This window comes from Microcoleus sp. T3_D1 (assembly GCF_036700405.1).
In the GTDB taxonomy this organism is placed as follows: Bacteria; Cyanobacteriota; Cyanobacteriia; order Cyanobacteriales; family Microcoleaceae; genus Microcoleus.
Genome location: NZ_JAUBOV010000092.1, coordinates 1 through 25,528, shown reverse-complemented (window position 1 = coordinate 25,528; position 25,528 = coordinate 1). Strand labels below are relative to the sequence as shown.

Sequence of the window (25,528 nt, the reverse complement as noted above, 5' to 3'; positions counted from 1 at the left end):
TTTCCCAAAAACAGGCAAGATGCCTGTTCCACAAAGAGTGAATTTCCTTGTGGGGTGGGCATCTTGCCCGCCCGATCGATCGCCTTTCCCAAAAACAGGCAAGATGCCTGTTCCACAAAGAGTGAATTTCCTTGTGGGGTGGGCATCTTGCCCGCCCGATCCATCGACTCATCTGCAAGGGCGATCGAACAATCCCGACATCTCGGCATCCACCCTCAGCGACAGTCGGATTTCTCGTACATGGGAATTGCGCTGCCTCTCGGTAGGCTAGAATCAAAACAACTGCGGAATTTGGCAAATTTAGCCCAAAATCTAGCCAGCGGTACCCTGAGACTTACGCCGTGGCAAAATCTGTTGATTTCTGATATCCCCAACTCCCAGCTTTTTGAGGTAAAACAGCAAATCGCCGATTTGGGATTGCACTCGTCGGCGAGTCGCCTAGATTCGTGCTTGGTGGCTTGTGCCGGCAGCAGCGGCTGTGCGTCGGCGGCGACAGATACTCAAAGTCACGCCCTAGCAATGGCGAGGGATTTAGCGCAAAAATTGACGATCGACCTGCCGATTAACATTCATTTCAGCGGTTGCCAAAAGTCCTGCGCCCAGCACCAGCCACTTGATATCACGCTGGTGGGAATTCAGATTGAGCGAGGAGACGAAACTATCGAAGGTTACGACATTTATGCGGGTAGAAAAGATTTGCCGTTCGGGCGACCAATTTTTCAGGCGGTGAGTGCGATCGAGATGCCCGGTGCGATCGAGCGAATGTTGCGGGTGTATCAGCGGTTTCGAGACCCTTTGGAGTCATTTGGTGAGTTGGTCGATCGGCAGGCGATCGACCAATTGCAGGAGTTGTTCAGCAGCGAAAATCGGAATTGAAAGTGAAAAAATATCCCATGAAAACTGACAATTTTTAATTATTTCTCTTTCTATCTTTCTGGATCTTTCTTCTTTCGCGTCCTTTCCCTCTTGGCGGTTCATTCAAAAAATCTCTTTCAAAAATCCCACAAACTTCCCATAGCAGTTTTAAACAATGATTGACTACATTCGAGACGGAACAGAAATCTACACCAAATCCTTCGCCACTATTCGAGCCGAAGCAGATTTGTCAAGCTTGCCGCCCGATTTAGAATCGGTAGCCGTGCGACTAATTCACAGTTGCGGCATGACTGATATTGTTACAGATTTAGCAGCTTCCCCCGGTGCAGCCACCTGCGGACGCCAAGCCCTCTCCGCAGGCGCCCCGATTCTGTGCGATGCCCGGATGGTGGCCGAAGGCATCACTCGCAAACGCCTTCCCGCTGACAATCCGGTGATTTGCACCCTCTGGCATTCCGAAATCCCGGAGTTGGCGCGACAAATAGGAAATACTCGATCGGCTGCGGCGCTTGATTTATGGCTAGACAACTTGCATGGTGCGGTTGTGGCGATCGGCAATGCCCCGACTGCTTTGTTCCGACTACTGGAAATGTTGGATGCCGGAGCACCCAAACCGGCTTTAATTCTGGGTTTCCCGGTAGGATTTGTGGGGGCTGCCGAATCCAAAGCCGAACTCGCTGCCAACAGTCGGGGAGTGCCATTTATTACGTTGCACGGGCGGCGCGGTGGCAGTGCAATGGCAACGGCGGCCGTGAATGCGTTAGCGAAAAAGGATGAATTATGACTAAGGCGAATGGTAAATTGTACGGTTTGGGTATTGGCCCTGGTGATCCAGAATTGATCACATTGAAAGCTTATCGGATTTTGCAATTGGTGCCGGTGATTGCCTATCCAGCGATGGAAAATGGTAAGGTGCTGGCGCGGGCGATCGTCGCTGATTATCTGCGCCCGGAGCAAATTGAGATTCCGATGCCGCTGCCTTTTAGTCCGACGCGATCGTCTCAACCTTATTATGATATTGCTGCCGAGAAAATTGCGGCACATCTGAGCGAGGGGCGGGATGTGGCGGTGCTATGTGAGGGCGAGCCTTTTCTCTACGGCTCGTTTATGTATCTATTCAACCGTTTGTCGGCGAGATTTACCACTGAAGTTGTGCCGGGAATTTCTTCGACAATGGCGAGTGCGGCGGCGTTGGGAGTGCCGCTGACTTATCGTAACGATGTGTTAAGTATTATGCCTGCGACGCTGGAGGCTGAGGTTTTGCGCGATCGACTGGCGGTTGTTGATGCTGCTGTGATTATTAAGCTGGGCCGGCATTTTGCGAAAGTCCGGGACGTGCTGATTGAGTTGGGACAGTTCGATCGAGCTTTGTATATAGAACGCGCAACTATGCCGAATCAGCGAATTCGGGCGATCGCAGATGTCGAGCCCGCTGAAGTTCCCTATTGGGCTCTCATTATGATACCTAGCCAGCAGAAGTCTGTATCTTAATATTTCCATGCCTGAAGGCGACGCGCTTCCAGGCTTTACCTACTTTTTTGTGCATTCTTACCCCTTTATCCAGTTTTATTCATATTGATAACTTAAGCTTATAACTTTCATTAGTTAATCTGTTGTTAAAAAACTTTACAAACCTGAGAATATGCTTTATGTTTATTTACATGGCGGAACACAAAGCCGTCACGAACATTGAAAACCAAATAAAGCAATCATAAACAAATGACAACAACCTTACAGCAGCGCGAAAGCGCCAACGTCTGGGAACGCTTTTGTGAGTGGGTCACAAGCACCGACAACCGCATTTATGTAGGTTGGTTCGGAGTCTTGATGATTCCTACCCTCCTGAGCGCCACCATCTGCTACATCATCGCCTTCATCGCTGCCCCTCCAGTGGACATCGACGGCATCCGCGAACCAGTTGCAGGTTCCTTGATGTACGGTAACAACATCATCACAGGTGCTGTTGTTCCTTCATCTAATGCGATCGGCTTGCACTTCTACCCAATCTGGGAAGCAGCTTCCCTCGATGAGTGGTTGTACAACGGCGGCCCTTACCAATTGGTAATTTTCCACTTCCTGATCGGTGTATTTTGCTACATGGGTCGTGAATGGGAACTGTCTTACCGCTTAGGTATGCGTCCTTGGATCTGCGTCGCTTACTCTGCACCAGTTGCAGCAGCCACCGCAGTATTCTTGATCTACCCAATTGGACAAGGTTCGTTCTCTGACGGTATGCCTTTGGGTATCTCCGGTACATTCAACTTCATGATCGTGTTCCAAGCTGAGCACAACATCCTAATGCACCCGTTCCACATGTTGGGAGTTGCTGGTGTCTTCGGTGGTTCTTTGTTCTCCGCCATGCACGGAAGCTTGGTAACATCTTCCTTGGTTCGTGAAACAACCGAAACCGAATCGCAAAACTACGGTTACAAATTCGGTCAAGAAGAAGAAACCTACAACATCGTTGCAGCCCACGGCTACTTCGGTCGTTTGATTTTCCAATACGCTTCTTTCAACAACAGCCGTTCTTTGCACTTCTTGTTAGGTGCATGGCCAGTTGTCGGTATCTGGTTTACCGCTTTGGGTATTTCCACGATGGCTTTCAACTTGAACGGTTTCAACTTCAACCAATCGATTATCGACTCTCAAGGTCGTGTCATCAATACTTGGGCTGATGTCATCAACCGCGCTAACTTGGGTATGGAAGTAATGCACGAGCGCAACGCTCACAACTTCCCTCTCGACTTGGCTGCTAGTGAAGTCACTCCAGTAGCTTTGGTTGCTCCTTCTATCAATGGCTAAGTTTTAGTTTTTGATTAACAAAGAGCGCTCCTAGAAATAGGGGCGCTTTTTGTTTGGGGAAAATATTTTTCTAGACCTGTTTCTATCGGTTAAATCCCTTAAATCCGTAACTACCCTTACCTCCGTTGCCTTCCTTCTTGCTTTTTACTTATTTTTTCTTCCTTTATTCTTTAATTTTTTATGATTACTATAGAATATAGCCACTATGCCGATCGAGATACTGTCAGAAACCTCAGCCTAAAGGCGTGAGGCTTGAAAGAGAAATCTAACAGGCCATTCTGACCAGACTAAGCTTTAAATAGCTACGTTATTTAGGTCACGACACCCGCTTGATGCGAAGCTAGTCCCTTGCTCTGTCGCTAGTGGTTAAACAGTCTGGTATGTCACGCTCGACAGTGCTGCTAGCCGGCGCAAGCCTTTATAACCTTGTCGAAGCTAACTTTACCCCAGAAATGGGAGTTTGGGGCAACCATTCCCCAAAAATCGGAGAGGTTGCATAAAATTCCCTCTCCGACCCCGAAAGGGGATTTAATTCAATGTAAAGCCGTCCTATAAGGACGGGGCTTCAGACCCAGTTTTTTGGTGACATACTCCACGGGCGAAATCTTATATTATGGTCTAGGATTCCAATAGTCGGATTCAGAATATGTTGGGCTTGCTATAAAGTGTTCGCTAGCAGCAATGCAATTGTGTCAATTCCAGAATCTAACCATAGACAAATGTAGCTGATCGGGAGTCGCTCCTCACCGTCCCAAGCGCTCTATTTCTAAAGAGGATTTGTATTATGAAAGATGGACAAGAAGTACGCCGCGTCTCCACAGCCGTCATTGCGGGTGTTTGCGGGTTGGCTTTACTGGCGGGAGGGGGCATTGCCTGGTGGACCGGGAACCGTTCGCCAACCCCCGCAGATACGCAGCCTTCTGCTCAAACTACCCCTCCGTCGCTTTCCCCAATTCCTGGGGAATCTCCTGCTGTAGTTATCCCCGTGCCCCCTCCAAATCCTGTACAAGTGCCACAGGTTCAGACGCCACAGGTTCAGACGCCGCAGGTTCAGACGCCTACAGCTCAGACGCCTAACGCTCTGGTGCCAAAGTCACCGCAGCCCAAGCCTTTGCCGCAGACTGATGTCCAGACAGTGCAAGTCTACTGGGTTAAAGATGCGAGCGGCAAATTTGAGGGAGTTCCTACGAAAGTAGCTGTCAAACAAGCTGACAAGCCTGATGCAGCTTTACAAGCTGCTTTTACCAGTTTGTTGGCTGGGCCGAAGGATGGAACTGTTTCTAGCGAAATCCCTAATGGGACAAAACTCAGGGGTTTGAGTGTTAAGAATGACGGAGTTTATGTCGATTTGTCGGCCGAATTTACTGCGGGGGGAGGGAGCAATTCGATGACTGGCCGGTTAGGGCAAGTTATCTATACGGCTACGAGTTTACAACCGAATACCAAGGTTTGGATTTCGGTGGAAGGGAAGCCTTTAGAACTTTTAGGCGGCGAAGGTTTGGAGGTGGCTCAGCCGAGTACCCGCCAAAGTTTTGACAAAAATTTTCCCCTTTAGTAATTATGAGTCATTAGTTAGGAGTCATTAGTTAGGAGTCATTAGTCATCGGTCTGAAGGCAGAGAGTAGGGATTGATAACTTATGACTCAGGGCTGATGACTCATGACCACGAATTTCAAAGGTGGTACAAGCCGCCGGATTTATCCGTGGAATCAATCCCAAATCGAAAATCTAAAATCCTCCAGCCCCCGCATTTATCTCGCGCAAGTCAATCTAAAATCTAAAATCTAAAATCTAAAATCGATTGACTGGGGGCTGGGCACTAATTTTCAGTGCTTCGTAGTTAGGCTAAATGCCCGAAAGTGTAGGGCTTGCTGTTCGATCCGGCTGGCAAGCCGATCGCACACCATATTACACAGCTCGAAAATCAACTCGTCTTGCACCTTATAATAAGCTGAAGTTCCTTCACTCCGGCGAGTGAGGATACCAGCTTGGAGCATGAGTTTTAGGTGCTTAGAAACATTGGCTTGACTCGTTTGAGTAGCTTCCACCAATTCTTGCACGCATTTTTCGCCGTCGCGAAGCAAGTTCAAAATTCGTAAACGCATGGGTTCGCTCAAAATACTGAAATACTCAGCAACTTGTTGCACAACCTCTTGCGGGACAGGCTGGGATGACTTCATCAAACTCACCGGAGAGAAGTGATCGGGAAATATTAGCATTTATTCTGTCCATAACAATAAAGTAATGCTTCAATCCGGATTAATTCGCATCAACACTTGACCGTATTCGACAGGTTCGCCATTTTGAACTAAAATTTCCATCACTTGACCGGAGACTTCATCAGCATCGATCTCGTTCATCAGCTTCATCGCTTCGATAATACAGACTGTCTGGCTGACCTTGATGCGATCGCCCACATTGACAAAAGGTGGCTCATCAGGAGCAGCCGCGCGATAAAACGTTCCTACCATCGGCGAGATAATTGGCACCCATTTCGTATCCACAGAAGCAGGTACGGCAGCAGGTGCGGCGACAGGGGCGACGGGTACAGGGGCAGCCAGATCCGCTGCTAAATTTTGGTCAACAGCAGGAGGTGAGGCTAAAGTGGGGCTAGCAACAGCGGTCAACGCGCTCGGAGCGACAGTCGTCACGGCAGCCGGGAGCGCTGCAGAGGTGCCTGGTGAACTTGCCAGAATGCCTTTGCGTACTGTCAGTTCAATATCCCCACTTTTTAATGTCAGTTCCGAAATGCCAGTTTTGTCTAATACAGTTAGCAGGTCACAAAGCTGGTTTAAGTCTAGTTGCACAGCAGATTCAAGGGTAATTGAGAATTGAAAATTGAGAATTGAAAATTGAAAATTCAGAATTCAGAATCAGGCGAAGCTAGGAGAATTCACCGAGTTTGGAGGCAAAAGGGATAGTTTTTAAGCTGTGAGTGATGAGTATTGAATTTTGACTTCTTTAACTCATAACTCAGAACTAAAAACTAAAAACTCCCTTTTATTCCCTCGTTTCTATTCTCGGCCGAGGTACTTGTCTTCACGAGTATCAATCCGAATCCGTTCTCCAATGGAAATAAATAAAGGCACCATAACCTGAGCTCCGGTGGAGACGATCGCGGGTTTGCTGCCACCAGTGGCAGTATCTCCTTTGACTCCGGGATCGGTTTGCAGCACTTCCAAGACAACAGAGTTGGGCAGTTCCACTTCCATGATTTGGTCGTTCCAGCGCAGGATGCTGACTTCCATCCCTTCACTGAGGTACTTGACACGATCGCCTATTTGCTTGGCACTGAGGCGACTTTCCTCGTAAGTTTCCATATCCATAAAGACAAACTGGTCGCCCTCTTTATAGGTATGCTGCATCACACTCTTTTCCAGGTTGGCTTGAGGCATAGTCTCGCCCGCCCGGAAGGTTTGTTCTACTACGTTTCCGGTTTGGACGTTTTTTAATTTTGTCCGCACGAAAGCCGAGCCTTTTCCTGGCTTGACGTGGAGGAATTCGATAACCCGCCACACGCCGTTATTCCATTCAATTGAAACACCTGGTCGAAAGTCGTTACTGGAAATCATATAAATTTTTGCGGGCAATCCCGTCGCCTTGGGGCACGGGGGAACTACAGTCAGTCGATTTTAGATTTTAGATTTTAGATTTTAGATTTACTCCACAGATGAATTTGGGAGATTGAACCTTGGTCTAAAATTTTGATCTCTCCACGACAGGAGTCTGGGGATTGTATCCGTTTTTGAGCGGGTCAGGTTAAAGCTGCAGTCTAGCTGACGGCATCAAAAAGCAATTGGCATTTTATTTTACCGTTCAAAGGGAGCAAGTGCTGTACGGAAAGCTAAAAAGCTCTCAAGGGAAGGAAGTTCTGCCGCGAGCAGTGTAGGGCATTTAAGGGATAGAGGGCGGGCAGCGCTGTGGGAAGATAAGAGAGGCAATAAAAGTTAAAGTTATGTTGCATTGGCCTAATTTCTCGATCGATACGTGCAAGCGCTGGGTCAAAACCCTCGCTTTAGCGCTTCTGCTGTTCACTCTCGGACTGAGTTTCAGTGCAGTCTCCCATGCCAAACGTCCCAGCAGCAGTATGCCTGCAGGGAATGCGATTACGGACGGCCGGGCGCTGCTGCGCTTCGCTTTACCTATTGACAATCAGACTGTACGAGAGTTGCAAATCAGTCTCGAAGACATTGGCAACCACATACGATCTAAACGTTGGGGGCCCATTAGCAGCGATGTCAGTAAGGCTTCCAGGATTCTCAACCTTCGGGAGTCTGACATTTTAGACAGTATTCCCGAGGCGCAAAAGCCGCAAGCTGAGGCGCTAGTTGCACGAGTCAAGGAGGGAGTTGCTCAACTGGAAAAGGCTGTTGAGGCTAAAGACAGGGAAAAAGTGATTGAATTGAAACCTACAATCCTGGGCACGGTAGGCGAAATCGAAGAGTTGATGGTGACAAAGTTCCCGTTTGAAGTGCCTGCCAAGTATGCTAATCTGCCTCAACTGAAAGGGCGCGCTACTGTGGCTGTACAAACTGAAAAAGGGGAAATTACTGTTGTGGTTGACGGCTACAGCGCCCCGGTTACGGCTGGTAATTTTGTGGATTTGGTCGATCGAGGTTTTTATGACGGTTTGCCGTTTATTCGATCGGAAGAATCCTACGTTTTGCAAACGGGAGACCCCGAAGGCAAGGAAGAGGGTTTTATTGACCCAGCTACTGGCAAATACCGGAATATACCGCTAGAAGTGCTCGTCAGGGAGGAAAAAGAACCTATTTACGGGATTACTCTAGAAGATGCGGGCCGCTATCGCGACGAGCCTGTTTTGCCTTTTTCTGCTTTCGGTACAGTGGCTATGGCCCGTACAGAAACTGACCCTGATAGCGCTTCTTCTCAGTTTTTCTTTTTCTTGTTTGAACCTGAACTCACGCCCGCTGGTCTGAATCTGTTGGACGGCCGCTATGCTGTTTTTGGTTACATGATTGAAGGAAAAGAAGTTTTGGAGCAACTGAAGCAGGGAGACAAGATTGTATCTGCTAAGGTAGTTAAAGGAATCGAAAATTTGGTGCGACCTCAAGTTTAATTAGTGACGGCGATTGAAATCGCTTTTACACAAACAAAGCCCGCCTGCGCGGGCTGAAAAAATCAATAGTGACAGGCATAGAAATCTTTTCTAAATAAAGAAAGGTAACGGCGATTGAAATCACTTTTACACAGACAAATCCCGCCGGAATCAGGTTGGAAGAAGAGATAATTTTTATAGTTTCGTTATTGAAATTAGGAATTGCATCGAAAATATGGCTATTTTACAATTTTTATTGGTAATGGGTTTGGGCGGATTCGCAGGCTTGTTGATTGTAAAAAATGTGAATGAAAACAAGCAAAAGCAGCGGTTGGATGAGGCTTTTTATCAGTTGTTGGAAACTCAAAACAGTCAAATTTCGCTGATTCAACTGGCGGCTAGTGCTAGGGTTGAGGCTGAAGTTGCTCAGCAGTATTTAACTCGGCAAGTTAAGATTTTTTCGGCGGTTTTAGAGGTAGATGATGAAGGAGATACTTTTTATAGATTTCCTAGGTTGCGCTTGCCGCCGAGTTCGGGTAAGGAATGGTGAATTGAGAAAGTGCGATCGACTAATTCAAATTTATGCAAGTTAAAGATATCGGTGAACAAGGCCTTTTAAGAATATTGCAAAAATTCTGCCCCGCCGAAATAGTGGGTGACGATTGCGCTGTCATGGCTACAAATCCCAACCAATCTCTGGCTATCACTACCGATATGTTGGTGGATGGAGTGCATTTTAGCGATCGCACTACGGGGCCTTATTACGCAGGATGGCGCGCCGCAGCGGCAAATTTGTCGGATCTGGCTGCGATGGGAGCACAGCCTCTGGCGGTGACTGTAGCCCTCGCTGTGGCGGCGGATACTGCTGTGGAGTGGGTTGAAGAGTTTTATCGGGGGATGACGGCTTGCTTGCAAGAATATGATACGCCGATCGTCGGTGGCGATGTTGTCCGATCGCCCGTTGTGACGGTGGCGATTACGGCTTTCGGACAAGTTGAGTGCGATCGTACCATTAGTCGGTCAAATGCGCGATCGGGCTGGGCGATTGTCGCTACTGGGGTTCACGGAGCCTCCCGCGCGGGATTAGAATTGCTGTTGAATCCTGAATTCGGGCCAAATCTGGAAAAGGTCGATCGAGCTTCTTTAATTCTCGCTCACCAGCGCCCTAAACCGAGACTGGATGTTTTGCCGATTATTTGGGAAATATTAGCTTCCGAAGGCGCGATGGAACCCCCCCTCAGTCCCCCCCTTGCTAAGGGGGGGAAGCAAGAGTCCAATTCTCCAGGTGCGATGGAACCCCCCCTCAGTCCCCCCCTTGCTAAGGGGGGGAAGCAAGATTTCTATTCTCCCTTTAGCAAGGGGGGGAAGCAAGATTTCTATTCTCCCCCCCTTAGCAAGGGGGGGCCGGGGGGGGTTAATTCTCCCCCCCTTGCTAAGGGGGGGCCGGGGGGGGTTCAATCCCCAATTGCAATCGCCGGAATGGACAGCAGCGACGGTTTAGCTGATGCAATTATTCAAATTTGTCGGGCTAGCGGTGTTGGCGCAAAAGTCGATCGGACAAAAATACCAATTCCCGATATTTTCAGAGAAATTGTATCAACCGAAAAAGCTTTAGATTGGGCATTATACGGCGGCGAAGATTTCGAGTTAGTGCTGTTTTTGCCGATCGCGAATGCTGAGTTATTAGTGGAAAAAATAGGAAATGGAGCCGCGATTGTGGGAACCGCTACCGAGAGCACCGATATTTGGTTGACTGATAGCAGCGGTATTTATCCTGATACTATATTAAAGCTCGATCGAGGATTTCAACACTTCTGAATTATCTCGCTTGTCCGCATAGGTGGACTTGGTTTGTGTAGACGCGGTTTCAGCCGCCGGGTTTTTTGCTGTTATTGTAGGCAGTAGCCAGATTATTTTGAGTTTGCGTCCATTTTTCGCTACCGGGTTCGCGATTATTTAAAACTATTTGATAACCAGTAATGGCAATTTCAATATTATTCGCTTTATTCCCACTGGGAAAGTCACTAATATGAATACTCAAATTTTCAATAAGACCGATAATTGAGCTAATTGTTTCTGAGTTTTCGCCGGCTATTAACTTCTGCGCTACTTGCTGTAAACTCTCGGCAAAACTGGCATTAAGGAGATGTTGTCGCCCTTCCAGCATCGGGTAAATTACTGCTGTATCCCCGCTGCTATCTTGTTCTGCTTGCAATAATTCTAGGAAAAAGTTTGCATACTCTTGGAAATTTTCACTGGCAGAATTATTGCTATCTACGTCATCGTTCATATCGATGAGTGGCGCTAGGTAACTAGCTAAATGTCGGAGGAACTTAGCGCCATTCTCGCCTCCTTGTTCGGCCAAGGTTGAGGCTACTAACTCGCAAGTTTCCAGAAATCCGCGATCGAGGAATTCTGAGTTATCCTGTAATATCTGCGGTTCGTCTCCGTTGGGGGAATTCAGCAGGGTGTGAATTAATTGCAGATAGGCTTGGGCGCGGTTTTCTTCCATTGTGGCGAGTTGTCAATAACACCGGGATTTATTTTATCATGATTGGGGGTGGGTTTTTGGGTGGCGAGAAACCGGGTTTTTGCGAAGATATTTAATCGGAGGCGAAGATATCGGAAAAAAACCGATTTCTGAGATGGTGCGTGGTGACGAGAAACCGGGTTTTTGCGAAGATATTTAATCGGAGGCGAAGATATCGGAAAAAACCCGGTTTCTGAGATGGTGCGCGAAGATGTCGGAAAAAACCCGGTTTATGAGATTTTTCAAGCTGCATCAGTTTAAGCATTAGCCAGCTTCTTTTTAATCATTGCCCAATACTCAGGGAAATCCTCACGGGTATATACTGTTAATGCTGCTTGATAAAAGGATCTCGCCTTTTCGAGATTTTCATCCCGCGAACCGTTGATTCTGTCATTATAGGCATTACCTAGATTATATTGAATCATGGCCCAATCTTCAGGAAAGTGTTCCGGGGTACGAACAGTTAAAGCAGCCTCAAAAAATGCGATCGCGCGATCGATATTTTCCGCCCGCGAACCGTTGATTCTGTTGGCGTAAGCAGCCGCTAGGTTATTTTGAGCCATTGCCCAATCTTCCGGGAAAGCCTCAAGGGTATATACTGTTAAAGCAGCGCCATAAAGGGCGATCGCCATTTCCACATTTTCGGCCCGCGAACCCTTTATTCTGGTAATGTAGGCAGCAGCTAAGTTGTTTTGAGTTTGAGCAAACTTTTCGCTTCCGGGTGTCCGATTATTTAAAACAAGTTGATAAGCGGCAATGGCAATTTCAATATTATCGGCTCTATTCCCACCGGAAAAATTACTAATATTAATGCTCAAGTCTTCAACGATACTGACAATTGAATCAATAGTTTTTGCATTTTCCCCACCCACTAACCTCTCGACTACTTGCTCTAAAATGTCCGAAAAACGAGGATTGAGTAGATGTTTTCGTTCAGCTAGCATCGGGTAAATTACTGCTGTATTGCTATTGCTACCATCTTCGGCTTGCAATAATTCTAGAATAAAGTTTGCATACTCTTGGGGATTTTCACCTGCGGAGATATCACCATCGTTGATATCGATTAATTGTGCTAGCTGGCCGATCAGTTCCCGCAGGAAATTAGCGCCGTTTTGTCCTCCTTGCTGTGCCATTTTTTCGGCTACTAACTCGCAAGTTTCCAGAAATTCGACATCCAACAATTCTGAGTTATCTTGTAATATCTGCGGTTCTTCGCCGTTGGGGCAATTCAGCAGGGTGTGAATTAGTTCTAGGTAGGCTTGGGCGCGGCTTTCTTCCATTGTTAGGGAGTTTTGGGTGATATTGAGATTTATTTTATCATGATTTTACGATATTTTGTAGGGGCGGGTTCGCCAACCATATATAACAATTACCAACCATCTATATAAACCCGCCCTGCCACCACCGATAACCCACGTCAACCTAAAATTTGCCTCGCATCGCCAAAATGTAAATGATGATTGTTGGTTGGGTGGGGGCGGGTTTTTGAGATGGTTTATTTCAGGCAATTATGGTTGGTGAACCCGCCCCTACAGGATGTATGAAAGATTATTTTGATTGTGCGCGGGTGGCTAGAAACCGGGTTTTTGGGAGATACTTCATTACAGTCGATAAAAATCGTAAAAACCCGGTTTCTTTGGAATTTTAACCGCAGATTTTCCTACTAACAACTAGATAATGCTACCTTGGGCATTAATCTATCCAAAATTTGCTCGATCGCAATTACTGTCCAATCAATATCAGCTTCTGTGGTTTCTCGCCCCAGAGTCAAGCGAATTCCACCAACGGCCAGAGTTTTGCTATATCCCATTGCCAATAATATCGGACTCGGAGTTAGTTTGCCACTGTTACAAGCAGAACCGGAACTAATACCAATTCCGGCTAAATTGAGCTGTCGCACTAAAGTTTTACCCGTCACTACTCCTGTGTCGCCGTCGGGAGAAACAATACAAAAACTTACGTGGTGTGGGAGTCGGCAATATCGATCGCCCGTTGGTACTAAACTGGGTACGTGGGATAATCGGTCAAAAAGCCGATCGCGCAATGCAATTAACCTCGGCGTTTCCACATCTATTTCCTGCAATGCTAACTCTGCCGCCACCCCAAAACCGACAATTGCCGGCAGCGCTTGTGTCCCGGAACGCAGTTTCAATTCTTGGCCACCACCGCCTAACATTGGCACTAATTCTACTCCCGGACGCACGTAAAGCGCCCCCGCACCTTGCGGCCCGTAAAGTTTGTGACTGGAAAGGGAAAGCAAGTCTACGGGAAGTTTCTGTACGTCTACTTGCAGCTTGCCGGCAACTTGAACTGCATCGGTATGAAACAGGATATTGCGATCGCGAGCAATTTGTCCTAATGCCTCGATTGGTTGCAGCGTGCCTACTTCGCTTTGTCCGTAAATGATGGAAATTAACACTGTATTCGATCGCAGCGACTCTTGCAAATCCAAAGGGTGAATGCGCCCAAATTTATCCACCGGTAGCCGCGTCACTTCCCATCCCAACTGTTCGAGTTGTCGCGCCGGTTCTGCTACTGCGGAATGCTCTACGCTGGAGATAATGATATGCTGCGGCTTTGTATAAAGACGGGCAATTCCCATAATTGCCAAATTGTTCGCTTCAGTGCCACCACTGGTAAAAATCATCGATTCCGGTAGCGCGTTAATCAAGCTAGCAACCTGCATTCTTGCTAATTCTAAAGCTGTCGCTGCCCTTTGTCCCCACTCGTGCAAACTGGAAGGATTACCCCACTGCTGAGTCAGGGCTTTTTGCATGGCTTGAATCGCTTCGGGGCGTGCGGGTGTTGTGGCACTATAGTCTAGGTAAATTTGCATGATTTTAAATAACTAATGACTAAGGACTAATGACTAATGACTAATGACTAATGACTAATGACTAATGACTGATAACTAACTTCCTGGTTTGCAGACGTTGTAGTCTTCGTGCGACAAAACTTTTTGGGGAGTTAAGAAAGTGCCGCAATCTTCACAAAGCATTCTGTAGTTGCGAGTTACAGGAATACTGATTATCAAACGGTTGTGACGCAGGCGTTTGCCGCCGAAATCTCTGTAATTCTTATTTTCGCCCAAAGCTGCTATAATTGTTCGGGCTTTAGTGACTACGTGGTCGGGCAGACCTCTGAGATCGATGATATCTCTAGCAAATGATGCTTCCCTCTCTTGTTTTTTGGTTTGTTTTTGTGTCAGCACTTCAACGTACTGCTGCTGCGCCACCAACTCTTGCGTGCAGCGATGGCACGCTTTACCATATCCTTTGTGACCGCACGGAAAAATTCTTTTTCTTTTAGCCATAAAGCAGCGGTATAGGGTTTGACCCACGCCCCTGAATGCTGCTACCCTACCAGTGATGCTTCCGGCATCGAGGCAGTTCTACAAGACGTAAAATCTATTCCCTTGCATAAATTTAATAGGTTGTAACTTTACTCGATCCAATAGCTTTGAACTGTGGTTGGGCTAATAACCTCTATATTTTTTAAAATTTTGTGGCTGTATTGTATTATCATTTACTCGGTTTCTGTTGTGCGGGGCTGGTGGCGCTCAATCTGGCGGGCTGCGGACAAACAAAGCAAGACGTGCAGAATTTACCTCTCACTCTGGCTCCATTGCCTCAAGACCCCTTGTTGCAAGTATACTTCAATCAGTCGATCGCTTCGAGTTATACAGAGCCTTACCGCCAGCAAACTAGACCCGGAGATGATTTAGAAAACTCGATCGCTGTGGCGATCGCCAGTGCGGGATCGACGGTAGATGTAGCGGTTCAGGAGTTTCGCTTGCCCGGTATTGCGAGGGTTTTGGCCGAACGAGGGCGATCGGGAATTAAAGTTAGATTAATTGTCGAACATATGTATAGTCGCCCTTGGAGCGATTTTAGAGGTCAGGAATTAGCGAAATTACCGGAAAGAGAGCGCGATCGTTATAACGAATTTGTGCAACTTGCCGATCGCAATAAAGACGGTAAATTAAGCGCCGAGGAAATCAAGCAAAATGATGCTTTGGTAATTGTCAAGGATGCGGGTATTCCTGTAATTGACGATACTGCTGACGGCAGTAAAGGCAGCGGTTTGATGCACCACAAATTTGTGGTAATTGACGGCAAAACGGTAATCGTCACTTCGGCTAATTTTACCACAAGCGATATACACGGCGATTTCAAGACAGCCGCAAGTCGCGGCAATGCGAACAATTTGCTAAAAATTGAAAATGCTCAAATAGCGCAACTATTTACTCAAGAATTTAACATCATGTGGGGCGACGGGCCCGGAGGCAAACCGGACAGCAAGTTTGGCATCAAAAAGCCGTTTCGTCAAGTGCAAAAAGTAAGAGTAGGGAATTCGACAGTGGCGGTGCAATTTTCGCCGACTTCCCAGACTTTGCCTTGGGAAAAAAGCGTTAACAGTTTGATAAATCGAAATTTGGGTAGTGCGAAAAAGTCGGTTGATTTGGCATTGTTTGTATTTTCGGCTCAGCGGTTGTCCAATACTTTGGAAATTGAAGCTAGCCGGGGAGTTGCGGTGCGAGCTTTAATTGACTCTAATTTTATTTATCGCTCTTATAGTGAAGGTTTGGATATGATGGGTGCGACTTTCATCCAAGATTGCAAGTTAGAAGATGACAATCGCCCTTGGAGAAAGCCGCTGACTACGGTGGGAGTGCCGCTTTTACCAATGGGCGATCGCCTGCACCACAAATTCGGCGTTGTGGACGGCAAAACGGTGCTTACAGGTTCTCACAACTGGAGTGAGGCTGCAAATCACGGGAATGACGAGACGTTGCTGGCGATCGAGAGTCCCGTAGTTGCAGCCCATTTTGAGCGGGAGTTCGATCGGCTTTACAAAGGTGCAACCTTGGGAATTCCCCCCCGAATCAAACAGAGAATTGATGCTAAGAAAAAAGAGTGCGATTCACTACAAGCAGCATCAAAATCTGCGAGTGCTAAACCTCAAATTGCTGCGGGTAAAAAGTTAGTTAATTTGAATGCCGCGACTCAGGAAGAATTAGAAACCTTGCCTGGGGTGGGCCCGAAGTTAGCCGAGAGAATTATTGCCGCGCGGCAACAGCAACCTTTCACCTCTTTGGACGATGTGGCGCGGGTTCAGGGCATTGGGGACAAGATTTTAGAGAGATGGCGCGATCGAGTAACTTGGTAGTTAAGTTCGTACTCCTTAGATATTGCACCATTCTCAAGAACAGGCAAGATGCCTGTTCCACAAGAAAATTCACTCTTTGTGGAACGGGCCGGAGAGCCCGTTCATAAAAGGCTTATTGACAATGGTGCAACCTCTCAGTAATCAGGACTTCATTCCTGACTCTACAAAGTTCACAGTCATAACTTCCGTCCTTCCTTTCGCAACTCAGCATCAAAGACTCCAGCCCTCACTAGAAACCTATTCGATATACTTTGACAACACCTCAGCTCTCAAGTTAAAATAACTGCTAAACAAAATGCTATCTATTCACATTAGAGGTATAGAGAGATGAAACACGCCAGATTTGTTACGGGGAGGCCGCAAATCAAATTCCTAGCTATTTTGGTGGGGGCTTTTTTTTTGACGCTAGCAGCTTTCACCGTTAGCGCCCAGCAGAGTAGCGAAGCACAATTTAGGGTCAAAAACGAAAACGCTTTTAATATTAATTTAATTCAATTTAAGCGCACTGAATATGTAGGCCCCTGTGCCGGTACTGTCTTCTCCCCTGATTCGCAAAGCGCTCGATTTGTCTCCAGCAAAACTCCTCCGGGCCCTAACAGAAGGGTAATGATTAAAAATGTGACTGATGGCATGGAAACTAACCCCTATCCCTACACAGACCGAGGTTACAACAAAGGTGAGTTTTCCGAGGATTTTGGATTTAAGTTGGGTAACAGTCACAAAACAAGAACTTTTTCGGTTTTAGAGGGAGAAAATAAGTTTCTCTATGAAATTAAAGAAAATGACCAAGTTATAGAACAGGGTTCGCTGACGGCTGAAGTTTCTATACAAAACTTAGGTACTTTTCCCCGTCAACAAATTTGTCAAGATCGGGTAGAATGTCGGGATACTTCTGATTGTCGCGACCGTAAAGGCAGAAAAAGAACTTGCAGACAAGAGTGTTTTCCTGTTCAACAGTGTCGCTGTCCGTAACTGCTTGAAAAATACCTAATTCTTTTAATTAACCCCAGAGGAATAAAAGAAGAGAGGCTAAAATTAATTAAGAGAACTAAAACCGGAGCGCGGATAAATATGTCTCAGTCTGTTTTACCTGTTTCGGAAACCGATCGAGTTGATGCTTCGCCCACCTTAACTTTTGAAGAATATCTTGTCTATGAGGGAGAACCTGACGTTCTCTACGAACTTCACAGGGGAAAATTAATACCGATGGCAGCCGCAACGGCTTTACACGCAAGCATCTGCGAATTCTTAGTTTACATATTGCAGCGTTACTTAGCTGAACACAATCTCGATTTGGTGGCAAAAACTAATGTGGGAGTGAGAACGGAAGAGAATTCCTCGCGGATTCCTGATGTGATTGTTTGTACTCAAAGTCTTTGGGAACAACTGCTTGCCAGACCTGGTGCTGGCGTCTTCGATTTAGATGAAACGCCAGTGTTAATTGTTGAAGTTGTCAGCCAAAACGAGCGTCAAGATTACGTGACAAAAAGAGCAGAATACGAAAATGCTGGAGTGCCGGAATATTGGATGGCAGACCCTAAACCTAACCGGACTAGGGTCAGAGTTGTAACTTTGCCGGAAAATGAAACTGCTTACGAACAAACGAATTTTGTGCCAGGGCAAAACATCGTGTCTTTGCAGTTTCCAGATTTGATTTTATCAGTGGATCAAATTCTATCTCCCCCACTTGTCGAAGATTTAATCAGACAAGAACAATCTCGATTACAGCAAGCTGACAGACTGGCGGCGCGCTTGCGGGAGATGGGAATAGACCCGGATACTATTTAATTGATTTTTTGTGGAACAGGCATCTTGCCTGTTCCGCGAGAATTAAGTAATGGGGTGAAAGTAGAATGCCGCTCCTAACACAATATATGTTGCTAAAAGCAGCACTCCTTCGAGCCAATTAGAGCGGCCGTCAAGACTAATTAGATTAGCAATTGTCACTGCGATGGCAACTGCAACTACTTCAAACGGATTGAAGTTTAAATCCATCGGCTGATGAATTATTAATCCGATAATCACCAACACCGGCGCTACCAGCAAAGCAACTAGCAAACTCGAACCCATTGCGACAGAAACTGACAAATCCATATTGTTTTTCATCGCAACTCCCACCGCAGTTACATATTCAGCGGCGCCGCCAACAATCGGCAACAGAATTACCCCTGTAAACAGCGGCGTTAATCCCAATCCTTTGGTAGTTTCTTCGACAACACCGACGAAAATTTCTGATTCAAAAGCAACGGCAACAGTTGAGGCAACTAGCACTCCTATCCACAGCCACAAATTCGGTTTGTGCGTAGTAGATTCCTCTTTGGTATTTTGAGGATTTTCTGACTCTAGTTCTACTAAGCCAACATCGTAAAGATAGCTGTGCGTTTTTAATGAAAATAGCAGAGTTAAAGCGTAAACTGCGATTAGGACGATCGCAGTTATTAAGGAAAGATTCTGAATGGCTGCGGGTTCGACTCCATTGGAGGTATAAATTACCATTGTCGGCAGCAGGATGGCAATCACTGCTAGAGTCATTGTGGAACCGTTCACCCGCGCGATTATTGGCTTAAATTCCTGTTCTTTGTAGCGGATTCCTCCTAGCAGCATGGAAAATCCCATGACTAAAAGCAAGTTGCTGATAATTGTACCGGTTATGCTGGCTTTCACAATGTCAATTAAGCCGGCTTTCAGGGCAACTATGGCAATAATTAATTCCGTAGCATTGCCGAAGACTGCATTTAATAAGCCGCCTATGGAGGGGCCTGTAACGATCGCCACTTCTTCTGTTGCTGTGCTCAACCAAATCGCCAGAGGTATAATGCCTAAAGCGGATGTGATGAAAACTGCAAGGGAACCCCAGTGCAAATACTCAGCGGCGATGGAAATGGGGATGAAAATTAACAGCGCTATGGAAAGAATCTTTTTGATTGACATAGGAACTCGGATGGTGTAAGGAAGGGTGAGGTCGAGTTGTCGGGGCGATCGCAAAGTTGATTTTACACTATTCAACTATTCTCTGACAATTCTGGCGGCAAGTGCGATCGATAAATTGGGAATTTTTAACCGCAAATGCACCCAGATCGAGGCAGATTGAATATAATAGAATTATATCGACATCGGTGAAAAGATATGTCTCAATCTGTAGTGCCAGTTGTTGAATCCAAGCAAATTGATACTTCACCCACCTTGACCTTTGAAGAATACCGATTTTATCAAACTGATTCCGATCTACAATATGAACTGTACAAAGGCAAATTAATTCCGATGCCAACCGCAACAGTTTTACATATCAAAATTTGCGAATATTTAGTTTACCAATTGCAGCGTTATCTAGCTGAACACAATCTTGACTTAGTAGCAAAAACAGGTCTGGGAGTAAGAACAGAAGAAGATACCTCTCGGATTCCTGATGTAGTTGTTTGCACTCAAAGTCTTTTGGAACAAGCTGCTGCTAGACCAGGTTCTGGTATCCTCGATTTTGAGGAAAAGCCGCTGTTAGTCATAGAGGTAGTGAGTCAAAATCGGCGCGCCGATTATGTGGTTAAACGAGCTGAGTACGAACTAGCTAACGTACCTGAATATGTAATTGTTGACCCTACACCTAACAAAGAACTGGTGCGAGTTTTAGCCTTTCCTGAAGGTGAAGACATCTATACACAAACAGATTTTGTGCCGGGGCAACAAATGGTGTCTGTAGTATTTCCTAATCTGACATTATCAGTGAATGAAATACTGTGTCCGCCATTAGTTGAAGGGTTGATTAAAGCAGAACACGCTCGGTTCCAGGAACTTGAGCAGCAAGCTGCGGTGGAGCGCCAACGGGCTGATGAGCAGGGCCAACGTGCTGAAAGATTGGCGGCGAGGTTGCGAGAATTAGGAGTAGATCCCGATCGCATTTAGGAGGTTTCTGTCAGATCCCCGAATCCTTAAAAAAGTCGGGGATCTGGGTATTCTGTTGTTTGAGGTGGGCTTGATACCGTGCAGCTATTCAACCCAACGCACCCGCACAAAATGAGCTTCGCGTCCCCAGAAGTCGTGACTTACAGTAATATCAACAACACTCAAATTAAACGGAATAGCAGTGGTGACGTACCGCTGAGCCAGAGAGCCCACATCAGGGGCTAACTGAGCCGCAGCAGCCGCCGCTGCACCCAAACCTAAAAGTTGTAGAATCGGCCCGCGAGGCAGGGCTAAATTGATGCCGACAGCAAGTCCTGCCGTTAGCAGCATTGCCACCGACAAATTCGTGCCACAGCGGGGATGTACAGCTAAATCCCACTCTCCGCTGGCAATCCGCTGCAAAGCCTCGCGCACTGCCTGACGCAACTGTGCAATGTTAACGTGGCCATAAAGATAAAACCCTTGGTCTGTGGACATCCCGCCCAATAACTCATTATCGGCTCTTGCTGTCGTCGCACCAAAGGATTGGCTTAGTACCCAAACCGTAGCGTGTTCCAAAGCATGAACTTGGCGCAAAGTCAAGACTTCCTTCAAACCGGGCACAAAATTGAGTTGTCGCAACAAATCAGCATCTTGAGTCCGCTGCGGGGCAAAGTCCAAGGGAAACTGGCCTGTGCGGCCGGAAGCAGAAGCAGTAGTTGTCATATCAAAACGCCTCCATTAACTCCATTAAGTGGATATTTAAGATTAGCAATTCGGTTGAGAAAAAGCCGATCGTAAATTATCAATAGTTGTGACTTTAAAACCTAGCAAGGCAGGTTTTGTGCAAAAATTATTAGCCATCAACCTGCCCTTACTAATAGATCGCACTTATTCCCAGTTTATCGTTCGAGCCGCTGGCCGTCGCGGAACACTCCCGGAAGTCGCCGGCCTCTGGTATCGATAATTGTGCCTTTGCCGTGAGGCAATCCCTTGCGTAACTCTCCCTGATAGCGGATACCGTTGGAGAACGAACAGTTACCCCTGCCATCAAGTTCTTGACTATAGAACTGTCCCGAACACCGACTGCCGTCAGCGCGGGTGAACGCTCCCGTACCTAAAGGCTTGCCCCCTAAAAATTGACCCACAAAGCGATCGCCATTGGCAAAAATGAATTGCCCTTGTCCCGTGGGTACGCCTACTTTTTGATCGAGAGAAAACGACCCTATATAGCGATCGCCATTAGTAAAAATAGCGGTCCCGGAACTAACTTTGCCATCTCGGAATATGCCCTCCACGCGGGCGTCGTCCTTAAATATAAATTGTCCTCGACCATTTGGTTTGCCCAGACGGAACTGCCCCTCATAGCGATCGCCGTTGGAATATATGTATACCCCAGTGCCACTGGGCAAACCGTTAACGAACTGTCCGATGTAGCTATCACCGCTGTCATAATCGCACCTCACTCTACCTGTCGCGATAGCTGGCACGCAGCGGCCGGTTCTAGCTTCTGTTCCTTGCGCCATTGAGGGCAAGGGATAAGTCGCGTAACTACCAATTCCCAACACTGATGCAACTAATAAAGCGATTCCACTGGTCCAAGAAGGGGAAATCATCAATCAACTTGCTCCTATGCGCTGTTAGATATTATCTTCTTCTGTCCTTTGTCTTTTGTCCCATTTGTTGTCAAAAGTTAGCTGAAAACCTCAATCATTTATCCTTTACGAAACTCCGGGCTTGCCGTTGCGAAATACCCCCGGAAAGCGCCTACCTCTAGCATCGATCATCGTCCCGACACCGTGAGGCACTCCCTTTCGCAATTCTCCTTCATAGCGCGTCCCGTTGGGGAAAGTGCAGGAGACACTAGCGTCAAGTTCTTGATTAAAAAATCTGCCTGAACAGCGAGTGCCGTCTACCCGCACCAATACCCCAGGGCCAAAGGGTGAGCCTGCAAAGAATTGTCCTTCGTAGCGATCGCCATTAGTATAAAAAAATTGACCTCGCCCTGCAGGTTGGCTGCTAATAACTTTTGTCTCAAGGTTCTGGACGACTCCGAAGTCTCCCACGTAGCGCTCACCGTTGGGGAAAACCACCGTCCCCGATCTCATCGTGCCGTCTTGGAACACGCCTATGTAGCGGGCATCATCTTTAAAAATGAATGTCCCTCTACCATTGGGCACTCCCCTCCGAAATTGTCCTTCGTAGCGATCGCCATTAGCGTACACGTAGACTCCGCTGCCGTCGGGCAGGCCGTTAACGAAGTTTCCCTCGTAGTTATCGCCTGTCTCGTAATTGCATTTCACTCTTCCCGTAGGAAGGCTGCCTTGGCAGAAGGGAGAGCGTTTTTCTTCTTCTGGTTTTGGATCAGGTGTTGGTTGAGCCATTGATGGCTGGGGATTCAAGAGATTAGTGGCGCTGCCGATACAAGAAGCAACTAATATCACCATCCCTAATTTTTGAATTGAACCGAGCATGATCGATCTCCTTTAACTTCAATTACTAATAGGGATTTTCTAAAAGCTAATACTCGCTCAAAAGTCCTCTATTGTTTAATCCCTCTACTAATTTTACCTTCAGGTTCGATATCTGCCCTAAATGCAAAAAGGCAAAAACTCTAATTTTTGCCTTTAGCATTTTTCCTGCTTTACTGTCAATTTTCAGCGTCGCGCTGAGCTATTCGGATTTGGGAGACGGCTAATAACTGCATTGGCTGGTTGTGGTTGGCGACTGGGGGGTTTTTCGCCCACACCTTTGGCTACCTCAACGCCGTTTTCCTCCAGAATCACGATCGGATCTGCTCCTTGCTTGAGATCGACCCGCTTCACCAACACTTGCCCGTTAGAGAGCCGCTGCCCGACTTTGACATATCGGCTGGTTGGTTCATTCGGTACTTTGACAATCACTTGCGTCTCGTTCCCGACTTTTACCACCCCGCTGACTTCTGTGCTTGTAGCGAGGTCAGTAGAAGGCGGTGGCGGCGGTGCCGGAACTACTGGGATGACTGGAGGAGGCGGGGGATTTGGATCTACCCACTGGGGCGGGCGCTTGTCTACTGGCAGTTCCGGCAGATCCGGCACTCCTATGGGTCTAGCGGCTATTGGCTGGGGGGGGCGCGGGGGTCCTGGACGGGGAGTCGGCCGATTCCGCGCATCTTGGGGTCTACTTGCTATGGGCCCAGTAGTTCCAGGGGGACGGGTGCCAGTACCTCTTCTTACCCTGGCATTGGGGTCTCTCCATTGGGGGGGACGCTTGTCTACTGGCAGTTCCGGCAGATCCGGCACTCCTATGGGTCTCGCTGCAATGGGTTCAAGTCCAGGCGGGGATGTACGAGTACGACCTAACTGAGGAGCATCTAGCCCCGGAACTATGGGCGGCAAGCCAATTTGTCCCCCGATGCCTCCGGGTAAGGAACCATTTCTGCCACCGCCACCGCCACCTAACCGAGGAGCAGTTAGCCCTGGAACTAGGGGAGGCGAGCCAATTTGCCCTCCATCACCTCCGGGAAGTAAAGGGCCTCCCGCTCGATCCCGTACTTGCTGAGTGCCCGCTCGACCCCCCGTGGGTTGCCTGGTGATAGTAATCGTCTGATTAGGCCTGTTAATTGCGGGGGGAGCCAATAACTCGGGAATTTGGGGTAATACCGCAACTTCTCGCTGTGGCAGTTTGGGGAGTTCTGAGGTAATCCCACCCGCTCCGTTGGCTCCTGCAGGGATTTGTAATGCGATCGGCGGCAGTGGCCCAAAGGGGTCTACCTGAGAAGGATTGGCTGTCACAGGGCCTTGCGGCACCGGCTGAAGCGGAAGCGTTGGATTCCTGTTTTTGTTGTCGCCGATATTTGTTTGAGCCTGTCTTGCTCGTTCGTCTGGGTTGGTCGATCGAATTAACCCTGGAGGCTGGGCGGCTACTATTGGAGACTGGAAAGTCTGACCTGCTGGGGTGGGGCTGGCTCCGGCAGCCGGAGACGGAGAGGCTGCACTCGGGCTGGGGCTGGGGCTGGCTGTGTTGCTGCCCTCGCCACCGCAGCCTGCGATCGAGAAAGCTAGTAGTCCTATAGTTGCAAAATATAAAAGTTTGTGCATTGCCGATCGCCCCCAAATGCTTAATTTCAAGATATGCAACAAGGCTCTGCAATTACAGCCAGTTGCCGTTTATTAGTTTATCTGTGTTCGATGTTATGCGATCGCTTAACAATTGCCAACTTTTCCTGACGATCCGATCGGGCTCTTCGGCCGCTGGGTTTTCTGGAGCGGGTTAGGATATCAATGGTGGCCGTTGTTCGACATATTGAATTAATTAAGGTATTTAGATAATGGCAAAAGTGATTCTCAAGCGGATTTGGCGATCGGGCTTTGTTTTTGCGATTGTTTTGGTGGGTGTGGGATCGGTGGGGGGCGGCGAGGTGCTTTCTGATTCACATCAGCCAGAAACCCAGGTGATGACATTGGTTCCCGATGTGAGTTCCCAGCAGCACGCGCGGCGGAGCTATCCTGCAGGGAATCGCACTATAACGCGATCGGGATTGACAACTGGCCAATTGTACTCTCAGTTTTGGAACCCATCCAATCGTGGTGCCAAACCCCCAGCAAATCAACGGGCGAAGCCACCGGGGAATCCACAGGTATTTCAAGCTAAAATCAAGCGTCGCGCTGGCGGGACGCCGGTGATTGATGTGGTATTTAACGGCAACAAGACTTTTGAGATGATTCTCGATACCGGGGCGAGCGGCACTTTGATTTCTCAGCGGATGGCTACTGCACTGGGAGTGAGGCCGGTGCGTACCATCAGAGCGGGGATCGCTGACGGTAGCGTTGTCGAGTTCCCGATCGGCGTAGTGCGATCGATTCGGGTTGGGGGTGCTGCGATCCAAAATGTCGAAGTGGCGATCGCCAAACAAATGCCAATAGGTCTGCTCGGTCACGATTTCTTTGGCAATTACGATGTCAAAATTAAAAAAGATGTTGTAGAATTTTATGTCCGCTGAAAGTGAGCCGATTCGGAAACGGATTTTTGCTCAACTGGTTTAAAGTTATTCCCAGCCCAGTCAAAGCTGTTTAATCTCTTCCTTGAGGCAGTAGTAAAAGTCCGCCATCTGTGGTATTCTTTTTAGTGTTTCAATAGCAACCTACCGTTGAACAATTCGTCAGAAACCTCAGCCTAAAGGCGTGAGGCTTGAAAGAGAAATCTAACAGGCCATTCTGACCAGACTAAGCTTTAAA

Annotated in this window: 25 protein-coding genes; 13 read left to right on the top strand and 12 right to left on the bottom strand. The window is 47.5% G+C overall.

What is annotated here, in order from left to right; genetic code table 11:
* Nucleotides 1–147: 147 nt before the first annotated feature.
* From QT992_RS28725 to QT992_RS28705, 5 genes are all read left to right on the top strand, one after another.
* Nucleotides 148–876: a hypothetical protein gene (locus QT992_RS28725; RefSeq protein ID WP_333343020.1), complete on the top strand. Its 729-nt coding sequence runs from the start codon at nucleotides 148–150 to the stop codon at nucleotides 874–876.
* A gap of 154 nt (nucleotides 877–1,030) precedes the next feature.
* Entirely contained in the window at nucleotides 1,031–1,660 is a 630-nt protein-coding gene (locus QT992_RS28720; protein WP_333343019.1) for a precorrin-8X methylmutase, read from the top strand.
* Nucleotides 1,657–2,367, top strand: coding sequence for a precorrin-2 C(20)-methyltransferase (locus tag QT992_RS28715; protein WP_333343018.1), 711 nt, complete (start codon nucleotides 1,657–1,659; stop codon nucleotides 2,365–2,367). The genes QT992_RS28720 and QT992_RS28715 overlap by 4 nt, the downstream gene beginning before the upstream one ends.
* A 228-nt stretch (nucleotides 2,368–2,595) precedes the next feature.
* Complete coding sequence (psbA, locus tag QT992_RS28710; protein WP_333070606.1) at nucleotides 2,596–3,678, top strand: photosystem II q(b) protein; 1,083 nt, start codon at nucleotides 2,596–2,598, stop codon at nucleotides 3,676–3,678.
* Nucleotides 3,679–4,462: 784 nt separating this feature from the next.
* Nucleotides 4,463–5,233, top strand: a complete 771-nt coding sequence (locus tag QT992_RS28705; RefSeq protein WP_333319512.1) for a GerMN domain-containing protein — start codon at nucleotides 4,463–4,465, stop codon at nucleotides 5,231–5,233.
* 271 nt (nucleotides 5,234–5,504) lie between these two features.
* Here QT992_RS28705 and QT992_RS28700 read toward each other — a convergent pair whose 3' ends face one another.
* The 3 genes from QT992_RS28700 to efp all read right to left on the bottom strand — a co-directional run bounded on the left by QT992_RS28700 (nucleotide 5,505) and on the right by efp (nucleotide 7,250).
* Nucleotides 5,505–5,897: an ArsR/SmtB family transcription factor gene (locus QT992_RS28700; protein ID WP_006631662.1), complete on the bottom strand. Its 393-nt coding sequence runs from the start codon at nucleotides 5,895–5,897 to the stop codon at nucleotides 5,505–5,507.
* Nucleotides 5,898–5,927: 30 nt separating this feature from the next.
* Nucleotides 5,928–6,485 carry an acetyl-CoA carboxylase biotin carboxyl carrier protein gene (gene accB, locus QT992_RS28695; RefSeq protein WP_333319509.1) on the bottom strand — a complete coding sequence of 186 codons (558 nt, stop codon included), beginning with the start codon at nucleotides 6,483–6,485 and terminating at the stop codon, nucleotides 5,928–5,930.
* Nucleotides 6,486–6,692: 207 nt separating this feature from the next.
* Nucleotides 6,693–7,250 carry an elongation factor P gene (gene efp, locus QT992_RS28690; protein WP_333319507.1) on the bottom strand — a complete coding sequence of 186 codons (558 nt, stop codon included), beginning with the start codon at nucleotides 7,248–7,250 and terminating at the stop codon, nucleotides 6,693–6,695.
* 383 nt (nucleotides 7,251–7,633) lie between these two features.
* Between efp and QT992_RS28685 the strand changes: the two genes are divergently transcribed.
* The 3 genes from QT992_RS28685 to thiL all read left to right on the top strand — a co-directional run bounded on the left by QT992_RS28685 (nucleotide 7,634) and on the right by thiL (nucleotide 10,555).
* Entirely contained in the window at nucleotides 7,634–8,758 is a 1,125-nt protein-coding gene (locus QT992_RS28685; RefSeq protein ID WP_333319505.1) for a peptidylprolyl isomerase, read from the top strand.
* A 214-nt stretch (nucleotides 8,759–8,972) separates the two neighbouring features.
* Nucleotides 8,973–9,287 carry a hypothetical protein gene (locus QT992_RS28680; RefSeq protein ID WP_333058575.1) on the top strand — a complete coding sequence of 105 codons (315 nt, stop codon included), beginning with the start codon at nucleotides 8,973–8,975 and terminating at the stop codon, nucleotides 9,285–9,287.
* A 32-nt stretch (nucleotides 9,288–9,319) separates the two neighbouring features.
* On the top strand, nucleotides 9,320–10,555 hold the full coding sequence (thiL, locus tag QT992_RS28675; protein WP_333378327.1) for a thiamine-phosphate kinase: 1,236 nt from the start codon (nucleotides 9,320–9,322) through the stop codon (nucleotides 10,553–10,555).
* A 49-nt stretch (nucleotides 10,556–10,604) separates the two neighbouring features.
* Here the strand turns inward: thiL and QT992_RS28670 are convergent, their stop codons facing one another.
* The 4 genes from QT992_RS28670 to QT992_RS28655 form a co-directional block, all read right to left on the bottom strand.
* Nucleotides 10,605–11,249, bottom strand: a complete 645-nt coding sequence (locus tag QT992_RS28670; RefSeq protein ID WP_333319501.1) for a hypothetical protein — start codon at nucleotides 11,247–11,249, stop codon at nucleotides 10,605–10,607.
* 275 nt (nucleotides 11,250–11,524) lie between these two features.
* Nucleotides 11,525–12,547 (bottom strand): tetratricopeptide repeat protein, encoded by a 1,023-nt coding sequence (locus tag QT992_RS28665; protein ID WP_333378323.1) that lies wholly within the window; start codon nucleotides 12,545–12,547, stop codon nucleotides 11,525–11,527.
* Nucleotides 12,548–12,930: 383 nt separating this feature from the next.
* A complete protein-coding gene (locus QT992_RS28660; RefSeq protein WP_333378320.1) occupies nucleotides 12,931–14,103 on the bottom strand; it encodes a cysteine desulfurase family protein in 1,173 nt (390 codons plus the stop codon).
* Between the two features lie 75 nt (nucleotides 14,104–14,178).
* Nucleotides 14,179–14,580, bottom strand: coding sequence for a DUF7682 family zinc-binding protein (locus QT992_RS28655; RefSeq protein ID WP_333378317.1), 402 nt, complete (start codon nucleotides 14,578–14,580; stop codon nucleotides 14,179–14,181).
* A gap of 191 nt (nucleotides 14,581–14,771) precedes the next feature.
* Between QT992_RS28655 and QT992_RS28650 the strand changes: the two genes are divergently transcribed.
* From QT992_RS28650 to QT992_RS28640, 3 genes are all read left to right on the top strand, one after another.
* Complete coding sequence (locus QT992_RS28650; protein ID WP_333319496.1) at nucleotides 14,772–16,436, top strand: DUF655 domain-containing protein; 1,665 nt, start codon at nucleotides 14,772–14,774, stop codon at nucleotides 16,434–16,436.
* Between the two features lie 327 nt (nucleotides 16,437–16,763).
* Nucleotides 16,764–17,408, top strand: coding sequence for a hypothetical protein (locus QT992_RS28645; RefSeq protein ID WP_333319494.1), 645 nt, complete (start codon nucleotides 16,764–16,766; stop codon nucleotides 17,406–17,408).
* A 99-nt stretch (nucleotides 17,409–17,507) separates the two neighbouring features.
* The gene (locus QT992_RS28640) at nucleotides 17,508–18,224 is read left to right on the top strand and encodes a Uma2 family endonuclease (protein WP_333319492.1); all 717 of its coding nucleotides are present in this window, start codon (nucleotides 17,508–17,510) and stop codon (nucleotides 18,222–18,224) included.
* Between the two features lie 42 nt (nucleotides 18,225–18,266).
* On the opposite strand, the gene cax is transcribed toward QT992_RS28640, so the two are convergent.
* Nucleotides 18,267–19,367 (bottom strand): calcium/proton exchanger, encoded by a 1,101-nt coding sequence (cax, locus tag QT992_RS28635; protein ID WP_333057645.1) that lies wholly within the window; start codon nucleotides 19,365–19,367, stop codon nucleotides 18,267–18,269.
* A 195-nt stretch (nucleotides 19,368–19,562) separates the two neighbouring features.
* Between cax and QT992_RS28630 the strand changes: the two genes are divergently transcribed.
* Nucleotides 19,563–20,333 (top strand): Uma2 family endonuclease, encoded by a 771-nt coding sequence (locus QT992_RS28630; protein WP_333342067.1) that lies wholly within the window; start codon nucleotides 19,563–19,565, stop codon nucleotides 20,331–20,333.
* 84 nt (nucleotides 20,334–20,417) lie between these two features.
* Here QT992_RS28630 and QT992_RS28625 read toward each other — a convergent pair whose 3' ends face one another.
* The 4 genes from QT992_RS28625 to QT992_RS28610 all read right to left on the bottom strand — a co-directional run bounded on the left by QT992_RS28625 (nucleotide 20,418) and on the right by QT992_RS28610 (nucleotide 24,391).
* Nucleotides 20,418–21,038 (bottom strand): DUF6391 domain-containing protein, encoded by a 621-nt coding sequence (locus QT992_RS28625; RefSeq protein ID WP_333342064.1) that lies wholly within the window; start codon nucleotides 21,036–21,038, stop codon nucleotides 20,418–20,420.
* Between the two features lie 176 nt (nucleotides 21,039–21,214).
* Nucleotides 21,215–21,928, bottom strand: coding sequence for an MORN motif-containing protein (locus QT992_RS28620; RefSeq protein ID WP_333342062.1), 714 nt, complete (start codon nucleotides 21,926–21,928; stop codon nucleotides 21,215–21,217).
* Between the two features lie 105 nt (nucleotides 21,929–22,033).
* Nucleotides 22,034–22,786, bottom strand: a complete 753-nt coding sequence (locus tag QT992_RS28615; protein WP_333342061.1) for an MORN motif-containing protein — start codon at nucleotides 22,784–22,786, stop codon at nucleotides 22,034–22,036.
* 183 nt (nucleotides 22,787–22,969) lie between these two features.
* Nucleotides 22,970–24,391, bottom strand: coding sequence for a hypothetical protein (locus QT992_RS28610; protein ID WP_333342059.1), 1,422 nt, complete (start codon nucleotides 24,389–24,391; stop codon nucleotides 22,970–22,972).
* 230 nt (nucleotides 24,392–24,621) lie between these two features.
* Between QT992_RS28610 and QT992_RS28605 the strand changes: the two genes are divergently transcribed.
* On the top strand, nucleotides 24,622–25,293 hold the full coding sequence (locus QT992_RS28605) for a retropepsin-like aspartic protease (RefSeq protein WP_333319483.1): 672 nt from the start codon (nucleotides 24,622–24,624) through the stop codon (nucleotides 25,291–25,293).
* The last annotated feature ends 235 nt before the right edge of the window (nucleotides 25,294–25,528 follow it).